Origin of the sequence: Micromonospora sp. NPDC049048 (assembly GCF_043197615.1) — a bacterium.
Taxonomy (GTDB): Bacteria; Actinomycetota; Actinomycetes; order Mycobacteriales; family Micromonosporaceae; genus Micromonospora.
In genome coordinates this window covers 17548-34535 of the sequence record NZ_JBICTM010000016.1, presented here as the reverse complement: position 1 = coordinate 34535, position 16988 = coordinate 17548, and the positions used below count along the sequence as shown (strand labels likewise).

General features: G+C 71.3%; 12 protein-coding genes, 1 tRNA gene and 1 pseudogene. 2 read left to right on the top strand and 12 right to left on the bottom strand.

What is annotated here, in order from left to right:
* Positions 1–73: 73 nt before the first annotated feature.
* The gene (locus ACGFIG_RS30220) at positions 74–3508 is read right to left on the bottom strand and encodes a LamG domain-containing protein (protein ID WP_393008686.1); all 3435 of its coding nucleotides are present in this window, start codon (positions 3506–3508) and stop codon (positions 74–76) included.
* 761 nt (positions 3509–4269) lie between these two features.
* Between ACGFIG_RS30220 and ACGFIG_RS30215 the strand changes: the two are divergent.
* Positions 4270–4899: pseudogene (locus ACGFIG_RS30215) on the top strand (tyrosine-type recombinase/integrase); the annotation flags it as partial.
* 84 nt (positions 4900–4983) lie between these two features.
* Here ACGFIG_RS30215 and ACGFIG_RS30210 read toward each other — a convergent pair.
* The 9 genes from ACGFIG_RS30210 to ald all read right to left on the bottom strand — a co-directional run bounded on the left by ACGFIG_RS30210 (position 4984) and on the right by ald (position 13801).
* Positions 4984–5057 (bottom strand) — tRNA-Pro (locus ACGFIG_RS30210).
* Positions 5058–5256: 199 nt separating this feature from the next.
* Entirely contained in the window at positions 5257–6660 is a 1404-nt protein-coding gene (gene der / locus ACGFIG_RS30205; protein ID WP_393008684.1) for a ribosome biogenesis GTPase Der, read from the bottom strand.
* The gene (cmk, locus tag ACGFIG_RS30200) at positions 6657–7337 is read right to left on the bottom strand and encodes a (d)CMP kinase (protein ID WP_393008682.1); all 681 of its coding nucleotides are present in this window, start codon (positions 7335–7337) and stop codon (positions 6657–6659) included. The genes der and cmk overlap by 4 nt, the downstream gene beginning before the upstream one ends.
* 156 nt (positions 7338–7493) lie before the next feature.
* A complete protein-coding gene (locus ACGFIG_RS30195) occupies positions 7494–8264 on the bottom strand; it encodes a pseudouridine synthase (RefSeq protein WP_357724848.1) in 771 nt (256 codons plus the stop codon).
* Positions 8251–9150, bottom strand: a complete 900-nt coding sequence (scpB, locus tag ACGFIG_RS30190; RefSeq protein WP_393008680.1) for an SMC-Scp complex subunit ScpB — start codon at positions 9148–9150, stop codon at positions 8251–8253. The genes ACGFIG_RS30195 and scpB overlap by 14 nt, the downstream gene beginning before the upstream one ends.
* Entirely contained in the window at positions 9147–10421 is a 1275-nt protein-coding gene (locus tag ACGFIG_RS30185; protein WP_393008678.1) for a segregation and condensation protein A, read from the bottom strand. Before ACGFIG_RS30185 ends, scpB begins: the two co-directional genes overlap by 4 nt.
* A gap of 36 nt (positions 10422–10457) precedes the next feature.
* Positions 10458–11381, bottom strand: a complete 924-nt coding sequence (locus ACGFIG_RS30180; protein WP_121397670.1) for a ParA family protein — start codon at positions 11379–11381, stop codon at positions 10458–10460.
* A 300-nt stretch (positions 11382–11681) separates the two neighbouring features.
* Positions 11682–12674: a site-specific tyrosine recombinase XerD gene (locus ACGFIG_RS30175; protein ID WP_393008711.1), complete on the bottom strand. Its 993-nt coding sequence runs from the start codon at positions 12672–12674 to the stop codon at positions 11682–11684.
* 11 nt (positions 12675–12685) lie between these two features.
* Positions 12686–13801, bottom strand: coding sequence for an alanine dehydrogenase (ald, locus tag ACGFIG_RS30170; protein ID WP_393008676.1), 1116 nt, complete (start codon positions 13799–13801; stop codon positions 12686–12688).
* A gap of 291 nt (positions 13802–14092) precedes the next feature.
* On the opposite strand from ald, the gene ACGFIG_RS30165 reads away from it, so the two are divergent.
* A complete protein-coding gene (locus tag ACGFIG_RS30165; RefSeq protein WP_393008674.1) occupies positions 14093–14350 on the top strand; it encodes a TM2 domain-containing protein in 258 nt (85 codons plus the stop codon).
* Positions 14351–14413: 63 nt separating this feature from the next.
* On the opposite strand, the gene ACGFIG_RS30160 is transcribed toward ACGFIG_RS30165, so the two are convergent.
* Both ACGFIG_RS30160 and ACGFIG_RS30155 read right to left on the bottom strand, forming a co-directional pair.
* Complete coding sequence (locus tag ACGFIG_RS30160) at positions 14414–15019, bottom strand: NUDIX domain-containing protein (protein ID WP_393008709.1); 606 nt, start codon at positions 15017–15019, stop codon at positions 14414–14416.
* Positions 15020–15105: 86 nt separating this feature from the next.
* Positions 15106–16875 (bottom strand): CTP synthase, encoded by a 1770-nt coding sequence (locus ACGFIG_RS30155; protein ID WP_393008672.1) that lies wholly within the window; start codon positions 16873–16875, stop codon positions 15106–15108.
* Positions 16876–16988: the final 113 nt, after the last annotated feature.

Sequence of the window (16988 nt, the reverse complement as noted above, 5' to 3'; positions counted from 1 at the left end):
CGTTGGCCCCGGCCGACAGGTGGTGGGGACTTGCCGTCACGGCACAGTCCCCACCACCTGTGATGCTTGGGAATCAGGCGCCCGCGAAGACCGCCTGGATCTCGGCGCCGCTCAGCGCCCCCTGCCAGGCCCGCACCCGGTCGATGTCGCCGGTGAACCAGTCAGTCGAGGCGCTCCACTTGGCCCGGCCCACCGTGAACGGTCCGTTGGCGTGCCAGGGGGACACGGCGTTGATCTGCACGGAGAGCGCGCCGTTGATGTACAGGCTGAGCGTCTGCTTCGCCGCGTCCTGCACCGCGGTGAGGTGCACCCAGGTGTTCATCTGGCAGGTGCCGCCGATGGCGTACCGGGCACCGCTGGAGGTCGAGTCGACCGTCCGGTTCATCACCGACCACTTGATGCCTGTCGAATCGTTGCGGCAGGCCAGGAAGAAGCCGGACACCTGGGTGCCGTCCTGGGCGATGACCGATCGGGCGCCGGTGCCACCGGCCCAACGCACCCACGCCGACACGGTGTACGACTGGTCGGTGCGGAGCACCGGCCCGCTGGTCTGGGCCTGACCGGCAACGCCGTCGAAGTGCAGGCCGCTGGAGTCGAATCCCGCCTGGTCGGACCAGTCGACAGTCGGGGCGGCGCTGAGGTTCAGCGGCCGCTGGTAGCCGGAGATGTCACCCTCCTGCCGCTGGTCGTAGTTGTAGTCCTCCATGTCCCAGCCACCGACGAGGACCGGCTTGACGACCTCCACAAGATCCAGGTCAGGGTCGATGACCCGGTCCCAGACACGGACCTCGCTGATCGCCCCGTTGAAGTGACCCGTGTAGTCGCCGTTCTTGGCGCCGGCGATGAGCAGCGGGCCGGACGAGGCCCAGGCGGCTGAGGCGACGTTCCCGGTGCCCTTGAGGATCCCGTTGACGTAGATGCTCAGCTTGTTGGCGGCGCCGGCGTCATACACGCCGGTCAGGTGGCTCCAGACGCCGACCGGAACGGGGTCCGTCGCGCAGGCCGGCGAAGCGGTCGCCGTGCCGTTCACCGTGTCGGAGCCGTAGCTGACGAAACACCACTGGCCCTTCGAGGGGAAGTACTGCAGCTCGAAGGGGCTCTTGTTGGTACCCGGCTGCGACAGCACCACACCGTTGGGCGTGACGTCCGGGCGAACCCATGCCGAGAAGGAGAAGCTGCGCGAGGTGTTTACCAGCGCAGCGGCGGTGCTGGCCCGGTTGGCGCTGCCGCTGAACTTGACCGCCCAGTCCTTGCCCTTGCTCTTGTGGGTGCCGAGAACCCGCGAGTCGGTCCAGGTGCCGCCACCAGTGAGGGCCGCCGACGGGCCCCCCTCGATCCTGTTGGTCAAGGTGGTGCCGCTGCCCTCGTCCATGGCCCAGTGCGCCTTCGGTGCGGACGCGTTGTCGACCAGGAAGATGTAGTCGTAGGGCTCGGAGGCGTTGCCCGCCTGGTCCCGGCTACGCACCGTCAGAACGTTCTCGCCCACGACGTTCGGGGTCACCCACACCGTGCCGGAGCCGCCCAGGCTGGCCGCCCTCACCGTCAACTGCGGGCCGCCGCTCACCTGGTAGACGTAGTCGTACACGTCAGCCGCGCCGTTGGCGGAGAAGGTGAACTGCCCCGAGTAGCCGATGGAGCCGCGCACGTCCTGGTTGGTGCCCCGCGGTGCGGACTCCAGGTAGAGACCGTCGGCCGGCTCGACCTTCGGAGTGACGGCCGGTGCCGAGTAGTCGACGTAGAACTCGCACCACGGCGACCAGAGCGACTCTCCGCCGAGGGTGTCCTTGGTCTGCACCTGCCAGCGGTAGACGTCGCCGTCGACGGTCCTGGTGGTCAGCTGCACCTCAGCCTTGGCACCCGGCGCGACGCCCGAGTCGGTCCTGGGCCAGCCGGCCACCGTGGTCCAGACGTTGGCGACCAGCTTCTGCAGCGTGAACGTGCCGGACAGTGAACCGCCGTTGCTGCCGTCCGGGTCGGTCAATGTGGCCTTGAACCACGGGTAGTCCGACCGCACGGCTGGCCGGGAGGTGCCGGTCGTGCAGGCCTGGGCCGCCGAGGTGTAGTTCGCGTGCGTCGCCAACTGGGCGGCGGTTGGCGTGTTCGGATTGGTGTTGTACTCGATCGACAGTTTCGTCGCTGCCGCGTCGAACTTCTTCCACCACGTACTGGTCGACTCGGACGAGCCGTCGGACTGCCGAGTGGAGAGCGCCAGCGTGTAGATCGCCTGGCCCCGGTTGTTCGTGATGTCGGTCTTCAGATTGCTGCTGGAGAACTCCATCGGCAGGTCCGGTTGCGGATCGTCCGAGCAGCCCGCTCCTGTCGACGGCTTGTGCGCATGGCCGGACCGCTGTTCGATCCACAGCGAGAAACTCGGCCCCGACCACGTCTGCTTACCCGACGTGGTCAGGTCCGCTGTCCGCCACAGGTTGATCGGCGTGGAGGTGCACGACCAGGAGTGCGTCATCTCCGTCAGGAACTTCGCCGACCGGATCGTCTTGCCGGACAGGCTGGTGAGGCTGAACGAGAAGTACGACCGGAAGACGCCGTCACCGGACGGGTCGAGGCCGGCCCGCGGAATGCCGTCGTCTCGGGTGGAGTTGGTGGTGTTCGCGTACCCCCACCGGAGTTTGCCGATCGTGCTCCACGGGTCGATCACCACGGGGTAGGTGGTGTTCTTCCCCCGCAGCAGCGACAGATCCGGCCGGATGACCAGGTCTCCACCCTGCACCGTGGTCGAGAGTTCCGCCTTGCGCGCCAGGTCGGGAGCCGCCCGGACGATGTCCTGCCTCTCCCGCGCCGCGAACGCGGCAAGCGCGCCGTTCTTCGCGGCCTGCGCCGGCGGGGTGAGACCGGACGAGTCCCACATCGCTGCGCTGCCCGCCGAGAGGACCGGAGCACCCGAGGCGTCCACCACCTCGAAGCCGCCAGCAACGCGGCTGCGCTTCCGCAGCGAGCCGGTGGTGTCGAGGCCGAACCGGAGGGTGTCCAGCGCCGGGTTGGTGGCGGCCTCCGCCGACTTCACCACGAGCACCCAGGTGAACCCGTCGCTCAGCGCGCGCAGCCGCAGATCCACCCCGGGCAGCACCGACTCGTAGACCGCCGAGTCACCCTCGACACGGGGCGCCGGCAGGGCGCCAGGCCAGGTCAGTGAAACCTGGCCACCGTTCAGCGGTAGCCGCACCGCAGGTGCGGAGCCACCCGCCGAGAAGGTCACGTCGGCGAGCGTGGCGATTGGCCCGACGCTGCCATCCGGGTTCTTCTGCAACCGGGTGTCGATCGGCTGCCAACCGCGATCCTCGCGCTGACGGGTCCACTGTGGCACCGCGTAGGACTCCAGGACCAGGCTTCCTCGGGGTGTCGCGACCACCCGCGAGTTTTCCGTCTTGAGCCCGATGACCTCGACCGGCGAGCCCGAACGCTTCGCCGCCGCGAGGGCATCAGCCTCACTCAACCCAGAATCCGGACGATTATTGGCAGGTGCGGCACCAACGGCAGCTTTTTCGGTCACCACACCGCCGACTGCCATTAACGAAACAGCCATCAAGGTCGCAGCGCAACCGCCCCAACGCGAACCTCGGGAACCGGACTTACTCACTCAGAATCTCCTCCCCGCAGGGCAACAAATCACTGGTAGTAATCAATGGCCATCCTCGAACCACGCCCCGCCACCGCGTTTTACTGGTTTCGGGAATGGCGAAGGTTTCGCTCAAGCTGCTTGTCGACTCCGCCGAAGGTTCGATCGACTGGTCAACAACGCGAGAGGGCAGTCAAATCACCCTGATGGGCGATGATGTCGTTGAGATTCGCGTCAACGGACGCCGTCGACAGCTCCAGCTACGGATCGTCGGAACATCCCGCGCCGCCCAAGGAGTTGTGCGCTCACCCCGAGCACCGACACTGGCGACCAGTCAAACCCTGACTGCGGACACACTTGATCGCGCCACGACGTCGCACGTCGCCCCTCCACTCCCCCGTGTACAAAGCGTGCTGACGGTAGGCACCAACTAAGAACAGTGTCAATGATCTACGGAAAGCTACTCTGGGTCACCGGGCTCTGGAGGGCTGACCAGGGAGGATTCTCGCCGCAGCACCTTGCGTCACCGCCGCCACCGGATCGTCAGCTGGGCGTGGCCTCACCTGCACACCGGCCTGATCGATGCCGCACTCATCGACGCAGTCCGTCAGCGCAGCCCGCCTCCGGGCTGATCTTCCACTCTGACTACAGCCTCCAGCCCGGTAGGTGGGACTGCGTAGATTTCAACACACTCCCCCGATTTGGAATCGCTGACCACGCTCGCCGCCGCGCTGGTGGAACGGTCCGCGAACGCCTTTCCCGGATGGGGAGACGTGATCATCTTCGCCGCCTGCACAGCGGCCAGAATCGGCGAGGTTTCCGGCGTCCGCGCCGAGGACATCGACCGAAAATTGTGGATGTGGACGGTACGCCGACAGACCACGCCCAGCCCCGGCGGCCTGGTCGACAAGGGCACTAAAGGAAAGCGCGCACGCGTGGTTCCGCTGATCGAGGAAGTGCGGCCGATCGTCGCCCGCCGCCTGGACTCGGTCGCCGAGCCGCACTCCCGACTGTTCACCGGGCCGCGTGGTGGACGGATCAGCACTGCCGTACTGCGGGACGCGACGCACTGGGACGAGGTGGTGACGAAGCTGGGCTACGAACACCTACGTCGGCACGACCTGCGGCACACCGGGCTGACCTGGATGGCCGATGCGGGGGTTCCGGTGCACGTGCTGCGGAAGATCGCCGGGCACGGATCGCTCAGCACGACACAGCGGTACCTGCACCCCGACCGGCAGTCGATCACCGACGCGGGAACGGCACTCAGCGCCCACTTGAAGGCTCGCCGGTCCCCAGATGGTCCCCAGCTACGCGCCGTCTAGATCAGCAAATCCCTACTACCCCAGTACGAGTTAGAGGCCGCTGGCCAGGGCGTATGCCCCGGTCGACGGCCTCTTTTCGTGCTGTCGGGACGGCCGGATTCGAACCGACGACCCCTTGACCCCCAGTCAAGTGCGCTACCAAGCTGCGCCACGTCCCGATGCTCCCGCGCGGATCTCCCCGCGACAGCCGGTACAGCTTAGCGCAGGATCTTCGTGCCGTCCGCACGGCCCCCTCCGGTGCCGGCTCGCGTCGCGTGGCCCACTTCGTCTAGGGCGTCCTAGGAGGGTGGGGGTGTTGGTGGGGACGGAAAAGCCGGGTGGGAGCTGCTCCCACCCGGCTTTTCTCAGTACGGCGGATCAGCCGTGTGCCTTGCCCCGGCCGCCGGGGCCGAGCTTCTTGCGAGGGCGTACGGAGATCTCGATCGGGCTGCCCTCGAAGCCGAACTCCTCGCGCAGCTTGCGCTCGACGAACCGCTGGTAGCCGGCGTCCAGCGGGGCGGTGGTGAACAGCACGAAGCGCGGCGGCGCCACGCCCGCCTGGGTGGCGAAGAGGATCTTCGGTGCCCGCCCGCCACGTACCGGGTGCGGTGTCGCCTGCACCAGCGCGGTCAGCCACGCGTTGAGCTGGGCGGTCGGTACGCGGGTCTCCCAGCTCGCCAGCGCCTTGCGCAGCGCCGGGGCGAGCTTGTCGACCGCCCGACCGGTCTGCGCCGACAGGTTGAGCCGGATCGCCCACGGAATGCGGCGCAGTTCGCGCTCGATCTCCTTGTCCAGGTAGTACCGGCGGTCGGCGTCGACCAGGTCCCACTTGTTGAAGGCGATCACCAGGGCCCGCCCGGCCTCGGTGACCATGGACAGGATCCGCTGGTCCTGCTCGCTGATCGGCTCGCTGGAGTCCAGCAGCACGACGGCGACCTCGGCGGCCTCGATCGCCGCGGCGGTGCGCAGACTGGCGTAGTACTCGGTGCCGCTGGCCTTGCCGACCCGCTTGCGCAGGCCCGCCGTGTCGACGAGCTGCCAGGTCTCCCCGCCGATCTCGACCAGGCTGTCGACCGGGTCCACGGTGGTGCCGGCGACCGAGTCGACGACCGCCCGCTCCTCGCCCGAGAAGCGGTTGAGCAGGCTGGACTTGCCGACGTTCGGCCGGCCGACGAGGGCCACCCGACGCGGGCCGCGAGGCCGGTTCTCGACGATCTTCGGCGCCTCCGGCAGCGCGTCCATGATGGCGTCGAGCAGGTCACCCGAACCGCGCCCGTGCAGCGCCGACACCGGGAACGGCTCACCCAGACCCAGCGACCACAGCGAGGTCGCCTCCATCTCGATGGTGGTGTTGTCGGCCTTGTTCGCCACCAGGATCACCGGCTTGGCACTGCGGCGCAGCATCCGTACGGCCGCCTCGTCCACGTCGGTCGAACCAACCATCGCGTCGACCACGAACAGCACCACGTCGGCGGTCGCGACCGCCGTCTCGGCCTGCGCCGCGATCGCGGCCGCCCGGTCCTTGGCGTCGGGCTCCCAGCCGCCGGTGTCCACCACGGTGAACTGCCGGCCGGCCCACTGCGCGTCGTACGGGACGCGGTCCCGGGTGACCCCGGGAACGTCCTCGACGACCGCCTGGCGGCGACCGATGATGCGGTTGACCAGGGTCGACTTGCCGACGTTGGGGCGGCCGACCACGGCCACGACCGGCTGCGGGCCGGTCGAGTCCTCGGTGTCAGCGTCCGGTTCCCGCAGCTCGATCCACCCGTCGGTGTCGGTCATGCCACTCCCCGATCGGTCAGCAGGCCGCGAAGACGCTCGACGACCTCGTCGATGCCCAGCTCGGTCGTATCCAGCACCACGGCGTCGGCGGCCTGGGCCAGCGGGTCGGCCTTGCGGGTCGAGTCGAGCCGGTCCCGCCGGGCCAGGTCCGCAGCGGTGGCCGCCACGTCGGTGGCGTCCTCGGCGCTGCGCCGGGCGGCCCGGGCCGCCTCGGAGGCGGTCAGGTAGACCTTCAGGTCGGCGTCGGGGGCCACCACGGAGCCGATGTCGCGGCCCTCGACCACGATCCGGCCCGCGTTGGCGATCATCTCGCGCTGCCGGGTGACCAGCAGCGCGCGTACCGCCGGCACGGCGGCCACGGCGGAGACCGCCCCGGTCACCTCCGGCCCGCGGATCTCGGCGTCCACGGTCACACCGTCGGCGGTCACGCCGTACCCCTGGGGGTCGGTGCCGATGCGCAGGTCGACCTCGCCGGCGACCTTCGCCACCGACTCGGCGTCGGCCAGGTCGACCCCCGAGCGCAGCACCGCCCAGGTAATGGCCCGGTACATGGCGCCGGTGTCGAGATAGCGGGCACCGAGGCCGACGGCGAGCCGCCGGGAGACGGTGGACTTACCCGAACCGGACGGCCCGTCCACAGCGACCACGCATCGCCCGGTCCGTTCGTTTTCCTCCACCGTCGTCCTCCTCAGCCCGTACCTCACGAAACACCGGATGTGTCGCGAGCGGTTGTCCAAACGCTCTCAATGATGCCCGGCGTCGCGCGCCCGGTGGGCGCCGCCCGCGCCGGGCCGCCAGGGAGCCTACCGGCAGCCGTACCCCGAACTCGGGGGTCAGTCACCCACGGCCTTGAACAGGGCGGCGACCTCCGCGTTGGTCAGCCGCCGCGTCCGCCCCGCGCGCAGGTCGCCCAGCCGGATCGGCCCGATCGCGGTACGCACCAGCCGGCTCACCGGGTGGCCCACCTCGCCGAGCAGCCGGCGGACGATGTGCTTGCGCCCCTCGTGCAGGCTCAGCTCGACCTGGGCGCTGCGTCCCAGCGTGTCCACCACCCGGAAGGAGTCGACCTTCGCCGGGCCGTCCTCCAGCTCCACGCCGGCCATCAGCCGCTTGCCGAGGTTGCGCGGGATCGGCCCGGACACCTCGCACAGGTACGTCTTCTGCACGCCGTACGACGGGTGCATGAGCTTGTGCGCGAGGGTGCCGTCGTTGGTGAGCAGCAGCAGGCCCTCGCTGTCGGCGTCGAGCCGCCCCACGTGGTAGACCCGCTGTTCCACCCGGTTGCCGAGGAAGTCGGCGAGCGCGGTGCGCCCCTTCTCGTCGGCCATGGTCGAGACCACGCCGCGGGGCTTGTTCATCGCCAGATAGACCAACCGGGTGTCGGCGACGAGGCGCTCGCCGTCGACGTGGATCACGGCGGTGGCGGGGTCGACCTTGTCGCCGAGCTGGGCGACCCGGCCGTCGACGGTGACCCGGCGGCGGAAGATCAGGTCCTCGCAGGCGCGCCGGGAGCCGACGCCGGCGGCGGCCAGCACCTTCTGCAGGCGCTCGGCCCCCTCGAAGGCGGGCGCGTCGGGGCGGGGCGTGCGGTCATCGCGTGGCATCGGCAAGCTCTTCTACGTCGTCGGGAAGGAACGGGGCCAGCGGCGGGAGGTCGTCGACGCTGTTCAGCCCGAGCTTCTCCAGGAACATCGTGGTGGTCCGGTAGAGGAACGCCCCGCTGTCCGGTTCGGCGCCGCACTCCTCGACCAACCCGCGGGAGACCAGGGTACGGATCACCCCGTCGCAGTTGACACCCCGGATGGCGGAGATCCGTGACCGGGTCACGGGCTGCTTGTAGGCGATCACGGCCAGTGTCTCCAGTGCGGCCTGGGTCAGTCGTACGGACTGCCCGTCCAGCACGAACCGTTCCACGTAGGTGGCGTATTCCGGGCGGGTGTAGAGCCGCCAGCCACCCGCGGCCCGGCGCAGCTCGAAGCCGTGCCCGGCGGCCGTGTAGCCCGCGGCGATCTCGTCCAGCACCGGCCCGATCCGCTCGGCGCGCTGTTCCAGCACCTGGGCGAGGACCAGCTCGCTGACCGGCTCGTCCACCACCAGCAGGATCGCCTCCAGCGCCCCGCGCAGCTCCGCGTCGTCGAGCTCCGGCGCCGGCTCGGGCACCGGCCGCCGTCGTCCCTTCCTCGGTACGTCATCCCCCGGCCCCACCTCCGCCGGTGCCTCTGCCGCCGGGCTCCCGGCCTCCGCCAGCCCCGGCGCCGGCACGGCCTGCTCCCTCGGTGCGCCCTCCCCCGCCGCCGGTACCGCCTCCTCCGCACGCGCGGCGTCGGCCTCCTGGGAGATCTTGGTAGGTTCGGGCCCTTCGGGAGGCGCGGAAGTACCAGGATCTCCGGTTTCGGCAGGAGCTGGGGAGGGAGTGCTGGGGCGCTGCCAGGGGGGCACCCAGGCGGCCGCCTGCTCGGCCAGGGAGTCCCGACGCTCGTCGCTGCTCATCCCGCTCGCTCCTCCGTCGTCGCCGTCCCGTTCTCGTCCGCCCCCGCACCGTGCGCCGTCCCGCTGGCCGCACCCGCCGCCGAGCCGCTGTGCGCCGCGGCCGATCCGGTGTCCTCGGCCGCCACACCCACCACCGCGCCCGAGCCGGTCTCGTCCGCCGTACCGTCCGGCACCGGCCGCTCGGCCGAGGCCGCCGGCAGCGGGCCGGAGCCCGCCGGCTCGGGCGACGTCGGGGCCGGCTCGGCCGGGGTGCCCGCGTACTCGTCGATGTGCAGGTCCGGGCCGCCGTCGGCGGGGCCGGTCCAGCGTACGGTCAGCTCCTCCAGGGCCTGCTCCTGCACGAAGGCGACGAGCCCCTCCCGGTAGAGCTCCAGCAGGGCCAGGAACCGGGCCACCACCTCCAGGGTGGCCTCGCAGTCGGCACAGAGCAGCGAGAAGGTGGCCGTGCCGGCCCGGCGCAGCCGTTCGGTGAGGATCCCCGCGTGCTCCCGGACGCTGACCCGGACCATGTGCACGTGCGCGATGGACACCTCGGGCACCGGCTTCGGGGTCATCGCCTTGATCGCCAGTTTCAGCAGCCGCTGCGGGCCGATGCCGAGCACCAGGTCGGGTAGCGCCTCGGCGTAGCGGGGCTCGAGGGTGACCGCCCGGGGGTAGCGCCGGCCGCCGACCTCCTCCAGCGCGGCGATGTGCGCGGCGGCCTCCTTGTAGGCCTTGTACTGCAGCAGCCGGGCGAAGAGCAGGTCCCGCGCCTCCAGCAGCGCGAGGTCCTCCTCATTTTCGACCTCGGCGGCGGGCAGCAGCCGGGCCGCCTTCAGGTCGAGCAGGGTCGCGGCGATGAGCAGGAACTCGCTGGCCTCGTCCAGGTCCCACTGGTCGCCCATGGCGCGGATGTAGGCGATGAACTCGTCGGTGACCCGGTGCAGCGCCACCTCGGTCACGTCGAGCTTGTGCTTGCCGATCAACTGGAGCAGCAGGTCGAACGGGCCGGTGAAGTTCGCCAGCCGGACGGTGAACCCGCCGCCCTCCACCGTCGCCTCGGACTCCCCGGCCGCATCGGCCGCCTCGGAGATCCCGGCCGGATCCGCCGCCTCGGGCTCGCCGGCAGCCTGATCCGTGACCATCCCGGGTTCGCCAGCCGGGCCCGTCGGCACCTCGCCGGTTGGGGCCGTCGACACCTCGGATGCGGCCCCGGCGGCCCGTACGGGCGGCTGCTCCGGCGTCGTCGGAGGGTCGAGGGGTGGCGCGGTCACCGGAAGACCGTAGTCCACGCCACGGACGGCGCGGCGCGAAGGTGCATCCCCGGCCTACCGCTCGGCCTGGGCGGCGATCACCTCGCGGGCCAGTTGACGGTAGTTGCGGGCACCCGACGAGGCCGGGTCGAGCGTGGTGATCGGGGCCCCGGCGACGGTGGACTCGGGGAACTTGACGGTCTTGGTGATCACCGTCTGGTAGACCTTGTCACCGAACGCCTCCACCACCCGCTGGAGCACCTGCCGGCAGTGGGTGGTGCGGCTGTCGTACATGGTGGCGAGGATGCCCTCGAGCTCCAGGTCGAAGTTGAGCCGCTCGCGGACCTTGTCGATGGTGTCGAGCAGCAGGGCCACCCCGCGCAGGCTGAAGAACTCGCACTCCAGCGGGATGAGCACGCCGTGCGCCACGGTCAGCGCGTTGATCGCCAGCAGGCCCAGGGAGGGCTGGCAGTCGATCAGGATGTAGTCGTACTCCTTGCGGACCGACCGCAGCACGCGGGCCAGGGCCATCTCGCGGGCGACCTCGTTGACCAGCTGGATCTCGGCCGCGGAGAGGTCGATGTTGGCCGGCAGCAGGTGCAGCCCCGCCACGTCGGTCTTGATCAGGACGTCCTCGGCGGTGACGTCGTCCTGCATGAGCAGGTTGTAGACCGACAGGTCGAGGTTGTGCGGGTTGACGCCCAGCCCGACGGAGAGGGCGCCCTGCGGGTCGAAGTCGACCAGCAGCACCTTCCGGCCGTACTCGGCCAGTGCGGCGCCCAGGTTGATGGTCGTGGTGGTCTTGCCCACGCCACCCTTCTGGTTGGCCATCGCGATGATCCGGGCCGGGCCGTGCCGGTCGGTCGGCATCGGCTCGGGGATCGGCTTACGCATCGTGTATGCCGCCGGATCCGCCGGACCGAGATCCGCACCGAGCGTGGCCTGCTGCTCGCGGAGCTCCGACGTCCAGGTCTCGGCACGGTCACCGTTGCCAGCCATGTGCTCGTTGCCCCCTCCCGACGACCACCCGGCGTCGGAGCCGTCCGACGTCCTTCGCGGCGCCGCTGCGCACCCCGGTCCGCATCACCATCGCCCCAGGAGGTCCGCGCCGGTGCCGACTCTACGCCACCGCCCCGCGGGCCGGTCGCACCCGCTCGGCGTGTCGCCGCCCCCGCCGACCAGGCCAGCCACCGGCGGCGTCCACCACGCGCCGCCCCCGGCCGGCGGAAGGCCGCGCGTGCCGGCCGACGCTCACCCGGCGTACCGGCGGACCCGTGCCCGGACCGAGCCGGGCGGGGATCAGTCCCGCGCCCGGGGGTGGGCGGTGGCGTACACCTCACGCAGCCGCTCGACGGTGACCAGAGTGTAGACCTGGGTGGTGGTGACCGACGCGTGGCCGAGCAGTTCCTGCACCACCCGCACGTCCGCGCCGCCGTCGAGCAGGTGCGTGGCGTACGAGTGGCGCAGGGTGTGCGGGGAGACCGCCTCCGGCCCCTCCACGGGCAGCCCGGCCCGCTGGGCGGCGCGGCGCAGGATGGTCCAGGCGCCCTGCCGGGACAGCGCGCCGCCGCGGGCGTTGAGGAAGACCGCCGGGGTGCCCCGGCCGGCGGCGGCCAGGGCGGGCCGGGCCCGCACCAGCCAGGCCCGCACCGCCTCGACCGCGTACCCGCCGATGGGAACCAGCCGGGTGCGGCCGCCCTTGCCGCGCAGCAGCGCGGTGCCCTCGTCGACGTCCAGGTCGTCCACGGCGGCGCCGACCGCCTCGGAGATCCGCGCCCCGGTGCCGTACAGGAACTCCAGCAGCGCCCGGTCGCGCAGCGCGAGCGGTGCCCCCTCCCCGGCGGCGGTCACCGCGCCGGCGGTCTCCAGCAGCCGCACCACGGCGTCGACCGGCAGCGCGCGGGGCAGCCGGCGCGGCGGCGTGGGTGGGCGGACGTCCCGGCTCGGGTCGGCGCCGGCCAGCCCCTCGCGCAGCGCGAACCGGTGCAGGCCGCGCACCGCGCTGGCGGCCCGCGCGGCGGAGGAGACCGCGAGCGGCGGATGCTCCCCGTCGCCGGCGCGCAGTCGGGCCAGGTGCCCCTCGACCTGCCCCGGGCCGACGGTGGCCAGGTCCGCCACGCCGGCCGCCGCCAGGGTGGCCAGGTAGCGCTCCAGGTCCCGCCGGTACGACGAGAGCGTGTTCGCCGACAGTCCCCGCTCGACGGTGAGGTGGTCGAGGTAGCCGCGCACGGCACGACGCAGGGCCGGCGCGGGCTCCGGGCCCGCGCCGGCCCCGTCCACTGTGCCGGTCAGTCCGCCACCCCTCAGGCCAGCGCGTCGGCCAACGCGAGGGCCGGCATGCCGTGCGCCTCGGCAACCGGGCCGTAGGTGACCTGGCCGTCGTGGGTGTTCAGGCCCAGCGCCAGCGCCGGGTCGCGGCGCAGCGCCTCGCGCCAGCCGTGGTTGGCCAGTTCCAGCGCGTACGGCAGGGTGACGTTGGTGAGCGCGTAGGTGCTGGTGTGCGGCACCGCGCCCGGCATGTTCGCCACGCAGTAGAAGATCGAGTCGTGCACCTGGTAGGTCGGCTCGGCGTGCGTGGTGGGGCGCGAGTCCTCGAAGCAGCCGCCCTGGTCGATGGAGATGTCGACCAGCACGCTGCCCGGCTTCATCCGGGAGACCAGCTCGTTGGAGATCAGGGTCGGGGCCTTCGCGCCGGGCACCAGGACCGCGCCGATGACCAGGTCCGCGTCCAGCACGGCCCGCTCGATCTCGTACGCGTTGGAGGCCACCGTCTGGAGGTGACCGCGGTAGATGGCGTCGGCCTGCCGCAGCCGCGCCACGTTCTTGTCCAGCAGCAGCACCTCGGCCTGCAGGCCCAGCGCGATCGCGGCGGCGTTCATGCCGGAGACGCCGGCGCCGATGACGACGGTCTTCGCGGCGTACACGCCGGAGACGCCGCCCATCAGGATGCCGCGCCCGCCGCCCTGCCGCTGCAGGTGGTACGCGCCCACCTGCGGGGCGAGCCGGCCGGCCACCTCGGACATCGGGGCGAGCAGCGGCAGCGACCGGTCGGGCAGCTCGACGGTCTCGTACGCGATGCCGGTGACCTTGCGGTCGACGAGCGCGTCGGTGCACGCCTTCGAGGCGGCCAGGTGCAGGTAGGTGAAGAGCACCTGCCCGGCACGCATCCGGTGGTACTCCTCGGCGATCGGCTCCTTGACCTTGAGCACCAGCTCGGCGGTCTCCCACACCTCGTCGGCGGTCGCCAGGATCTTGGCCCCGGCGGCGGCGAACTCGTCGTCGCCGATGCTGGATCCGACTCCGGCGCCGGACTCGACGAAGACCTGGTGACCGCTGCGGACGAACTCGTTGACGCCCGCCGGCGTGATCGCCACGCGGTACTCGTGGTTCTTGACCTCGCGGGGGATTCCGACCTTCACGATGCAGACACCTCTCTTCGGGGCTGCGCTCCCCCGACTGCGCGGTGCCACGGAGGCCCCTTTGCCACCGCGGTCCACCGGTCCCGCCGGCGGCAGTCTAGGCGCGGGACCGCTCCCGATGAGGCAGCACAGTGACATCCGGTGGCCGCACCCGCTGACGATGTGTCAGGCATGAAAGGGGCCGGCGGTGGGACCCGTACCTCAGCCGTCAGGACAGTGTTGTCCATCATCGTCCCACTCTTCGGGTCCCGCTGCGGACAGGAGGCGAGTCGATCACTAGGGTGACGCCTCATGACCACACCTCCTTACCAGCCCGGCTACCCGTCGGGTGTCTCCGACAAGAGCAAGGTCGTCGCGGGCGTCCTGCAGATCGTGCTCGGCACCTTCGGCGTCGGCCGCTTCTACATGGGCGACACCAAGACCGGCGTCATCCAGCTCATCGTCTCCCTGGTGACCTGCGGCATCGGTGGCATCTGGGGCCTCATCGACGGCGTCCTGATCCTGATCAACGGTGGCGTCGACGGGCAGGGCCGGCCGCTGCGCGACTGACCAGGTCCGCAACAACGAAAGGGGCCGTGCGGCGTACCGCACGGCCCCTTCGCGTTCCCCGGCTCAGCCCGGCAGCGGCGCGTCGGCCCGGCGCAGCACCGCCCAGCCGGTGTCGCGGGCCCGGACGGCGGCGAGCAGTCCGGCCACACAGGAGGCGTTGGTGATCTCGCCCGCGAGGACCATGCGGACCGCCTCGTCCAGGTCGACGCGCAGGACCTGGAGGTCGGCCTCCTCGTCGCGGCGCTCGTGGCGCTGCTCCGCCGGCACGGCGGTCAGGTCGCGGGCCAGGAAGACCCGGACCAGTTCGTTGGTGAAGCCCGGCGAGCTGTGCAGGTCCACCAGGACGTCGACCCGCCCGGCGGTCAGGTCGACCTCCTCGGCCAGCTCCCGGACCGCGGCGGCGGCGAGGTCCTCGCCGGAGACGTCGGTCAGCCCCGCGGGCAGCTCCCACAGGTGCCGCCCGACCGCGTGCCGGTACTGGCGGATCAGCACCACCTGGCCGGCCGCGTCGAGCGCCACCACGGCGACCGCCCCGACGTGCCGCACGACGTCGCGCACGCCCGTCCCGCCGCCCGGCATGGTCACCTCTTCGCTGACCACGTCGAAGATCCGACCCCGGTAGCGCTCGGTACGCGAACGCACCTCGTAGCGGTGCGCCACGGCGCTCACGTCGCCGGTCGCCGGGACCGGCCCGCCGTGCTCGCCCGACGCCGACGCCACGCCGCCGTGGCCGGTGCTCGCCTCGCCGCGCCCGCTCACGAGGCCGACGTCGCCTTCGCGGCGGCGCCGTTGCGGGCGGCGTTCTTCGCCGCGGTGCCCTCGTCCAGCTTCGCCGCGCTCTCGGCCGCGTCCAGGTCGACCGGGAGCTGGTCGGCCTCCGAGTAGGCCACCGCCGCCTTCACGAACGAGGCGAAGAGTGGGTGCGGACGGGTCGGGCGGCTCTTCAGCTCCGGGTGCGCCTGGGTGGCGACGAAGAACGGGTGCAGGCCCCGGTCCAGCTCGATGAACTCGACCAGCCGCCCGTCGGGCGAGGTGCCGGAGATGTGCAGACCCGCCTTGGTCAGCGCGTCGCGGTAGGCGTTGTTCACCTCGTACCGGTGCCGGTGCCGCTCGCTGACCTCGGTGCTGCCGTACGCCTCGGCGACCAGCGAGCCCTCGGTGAGCGCCGCCGGGTACGCCCCCAGCCGCATGGTGCCGCCCAGGTCGCCCCTGCCGGCGACGATGTCCTCCTGGTCGGCCATCGTGGCGATGACCGGGTGCGCCGCCTCCTCGTCGAACTCCAGCGAGTTGGCGCCCTCCAGGCCGGCGAGGTGCCGCGCCACGTCGATGGTCATGCACTGCAGGCCGAGGCAGAGGCCGAGCAGCGGGATGCCGTTCTCGCGGGCGTAGCGGGCGGTGCCGATCTTGCCCTCGATGCCACGCACCCCGAAGCCGCCCGGGATGACGATGCCGTCGACGCCGGCCAGGGCGGCCGCCGCGCCGGACGCGGTGACGCAGTCGTCGCTGGGCACCCAGCGCAGCTGCACCCGGGCCCGGTGGCCGAAGCCGGCCGCCCGGATCGCCTCGCTGACCGACAGGTACGCGTCGGGCAGGTCGACGTACTTGCCGACCACGGCGACGGTGACGGTGTGCCGGGGCTGGTGCACCCGGTCCAGCAGGTCGTCCCAGCTGACCCAGTCGACGTCACGGAAGGAGAGGCCGAGCCGGCGCACCACGTACGCGTCGAGGCCCTCGCGGTGCAGCACCTTGGGGATGTCGTAGATGCTCGGCGCGTCCGGGGCGGCGGTGACGGCCTCGCGGTCGACGTCGCAGTAGAGCGACAGCTTCTGCTTGACCTTGTCGGGGATCTCCCGGTCGCAGCGCAGCACCAGCGCGTCGGGCTGGATGCCGATGCTGCGCAGCTGGGCCACGGAGTGCTGGGTCGGCTTGGTCTTCAGCTCGCCCGAGGGCGCCAGGTAGGGCACCAGCGAGACGTGCAGGTAGAAGCAGTTGTCGCGGCCCAGGTCGTGGCGGACCTGACGGATCGCCTCCAGGAACGGCAGCGACTCGATGTCGCCGACGGTGCCGCCGACCTCGGTGATCACCACGTCCGGCACCTGGCCGTCCTCGTCCGGGTCGGCCATCGCCAGGATCCGCGACTTGATCTCGTTGGTGATGTGCGGGATGACCTGGACGGTGTCGCCCAGGTACTCGCCGCGCCGCTCCTTGGCGATCACCTCCGAGTAGATCTGGCCGGTGGTCACGTTCGCCTTGCCGGAGAGTGCCCGGTCCAGGAACCGCTCGTAGTGCCCGACGTCGAGGTCGGTCTCGGCGCCGTCCTCCGTGACGAAGACCTCGCCGTGCTGGAACGGGTTCATCGTCCCCGGGTCGACGTTGAGGTAGGGGTCGAGCTTCTGCATGACCACGCGCAGGCCGCGCGCGGTGAGCAGGTTGCCGAGGCTGGAGGCGGTGAGGCCCTTACCCAGCGAGGAGGCGACTCCCCCGGTGACGAAAATGTGCCTGGTCGTCCGTGCTGAAGGGGCCAAGGCCTGCTCCCGTGTCGTCCGTCGCGGTCGTGCAGACCGCCGTGCCGATCAGCCAAGTGATCACGCGATCCACGGGATTCCACGGTAACACCTCTCCCGGCCCGCCCGCTGGG

Coding starts and splice junctions, on each gene's coding strand:
- der (WP_393008684.1), bottom strand. CDS start 6,660: ATGACCGACACCGACGGGTGGATCGAGCTGCGGGAACCGGACGCTGAC.
- ACGFIG_RS30195 (WP_357724848.1), bottom strand. CDS start 8,264: ATGCCACGCGATGACCGCACGCCCCGCCCCGACGCGCCCGCCTTCGAG.
- scpB (WP_393008680.1), bottom strand. CDS start 9,150: ATGAGCAGCGACGAGCGTCGGGACTCCCTGGCCGAGCAGGCGGCCGCC.
- ACGFIG_RS30180 (WP_121397670.1), bottom strand. CDS start 11,381: ATGGCTGGCAACGGTGACCGTGCCGAGACCTGGACGTCGGAGCTCCGC.
- ACGFIG_RS30165 (WP_393008674.1), top strand. CDS start 14,093: ATGACCACACCTCCTTACCAGCCCGGCTACCCGTCGGGTGTCTCCGAC.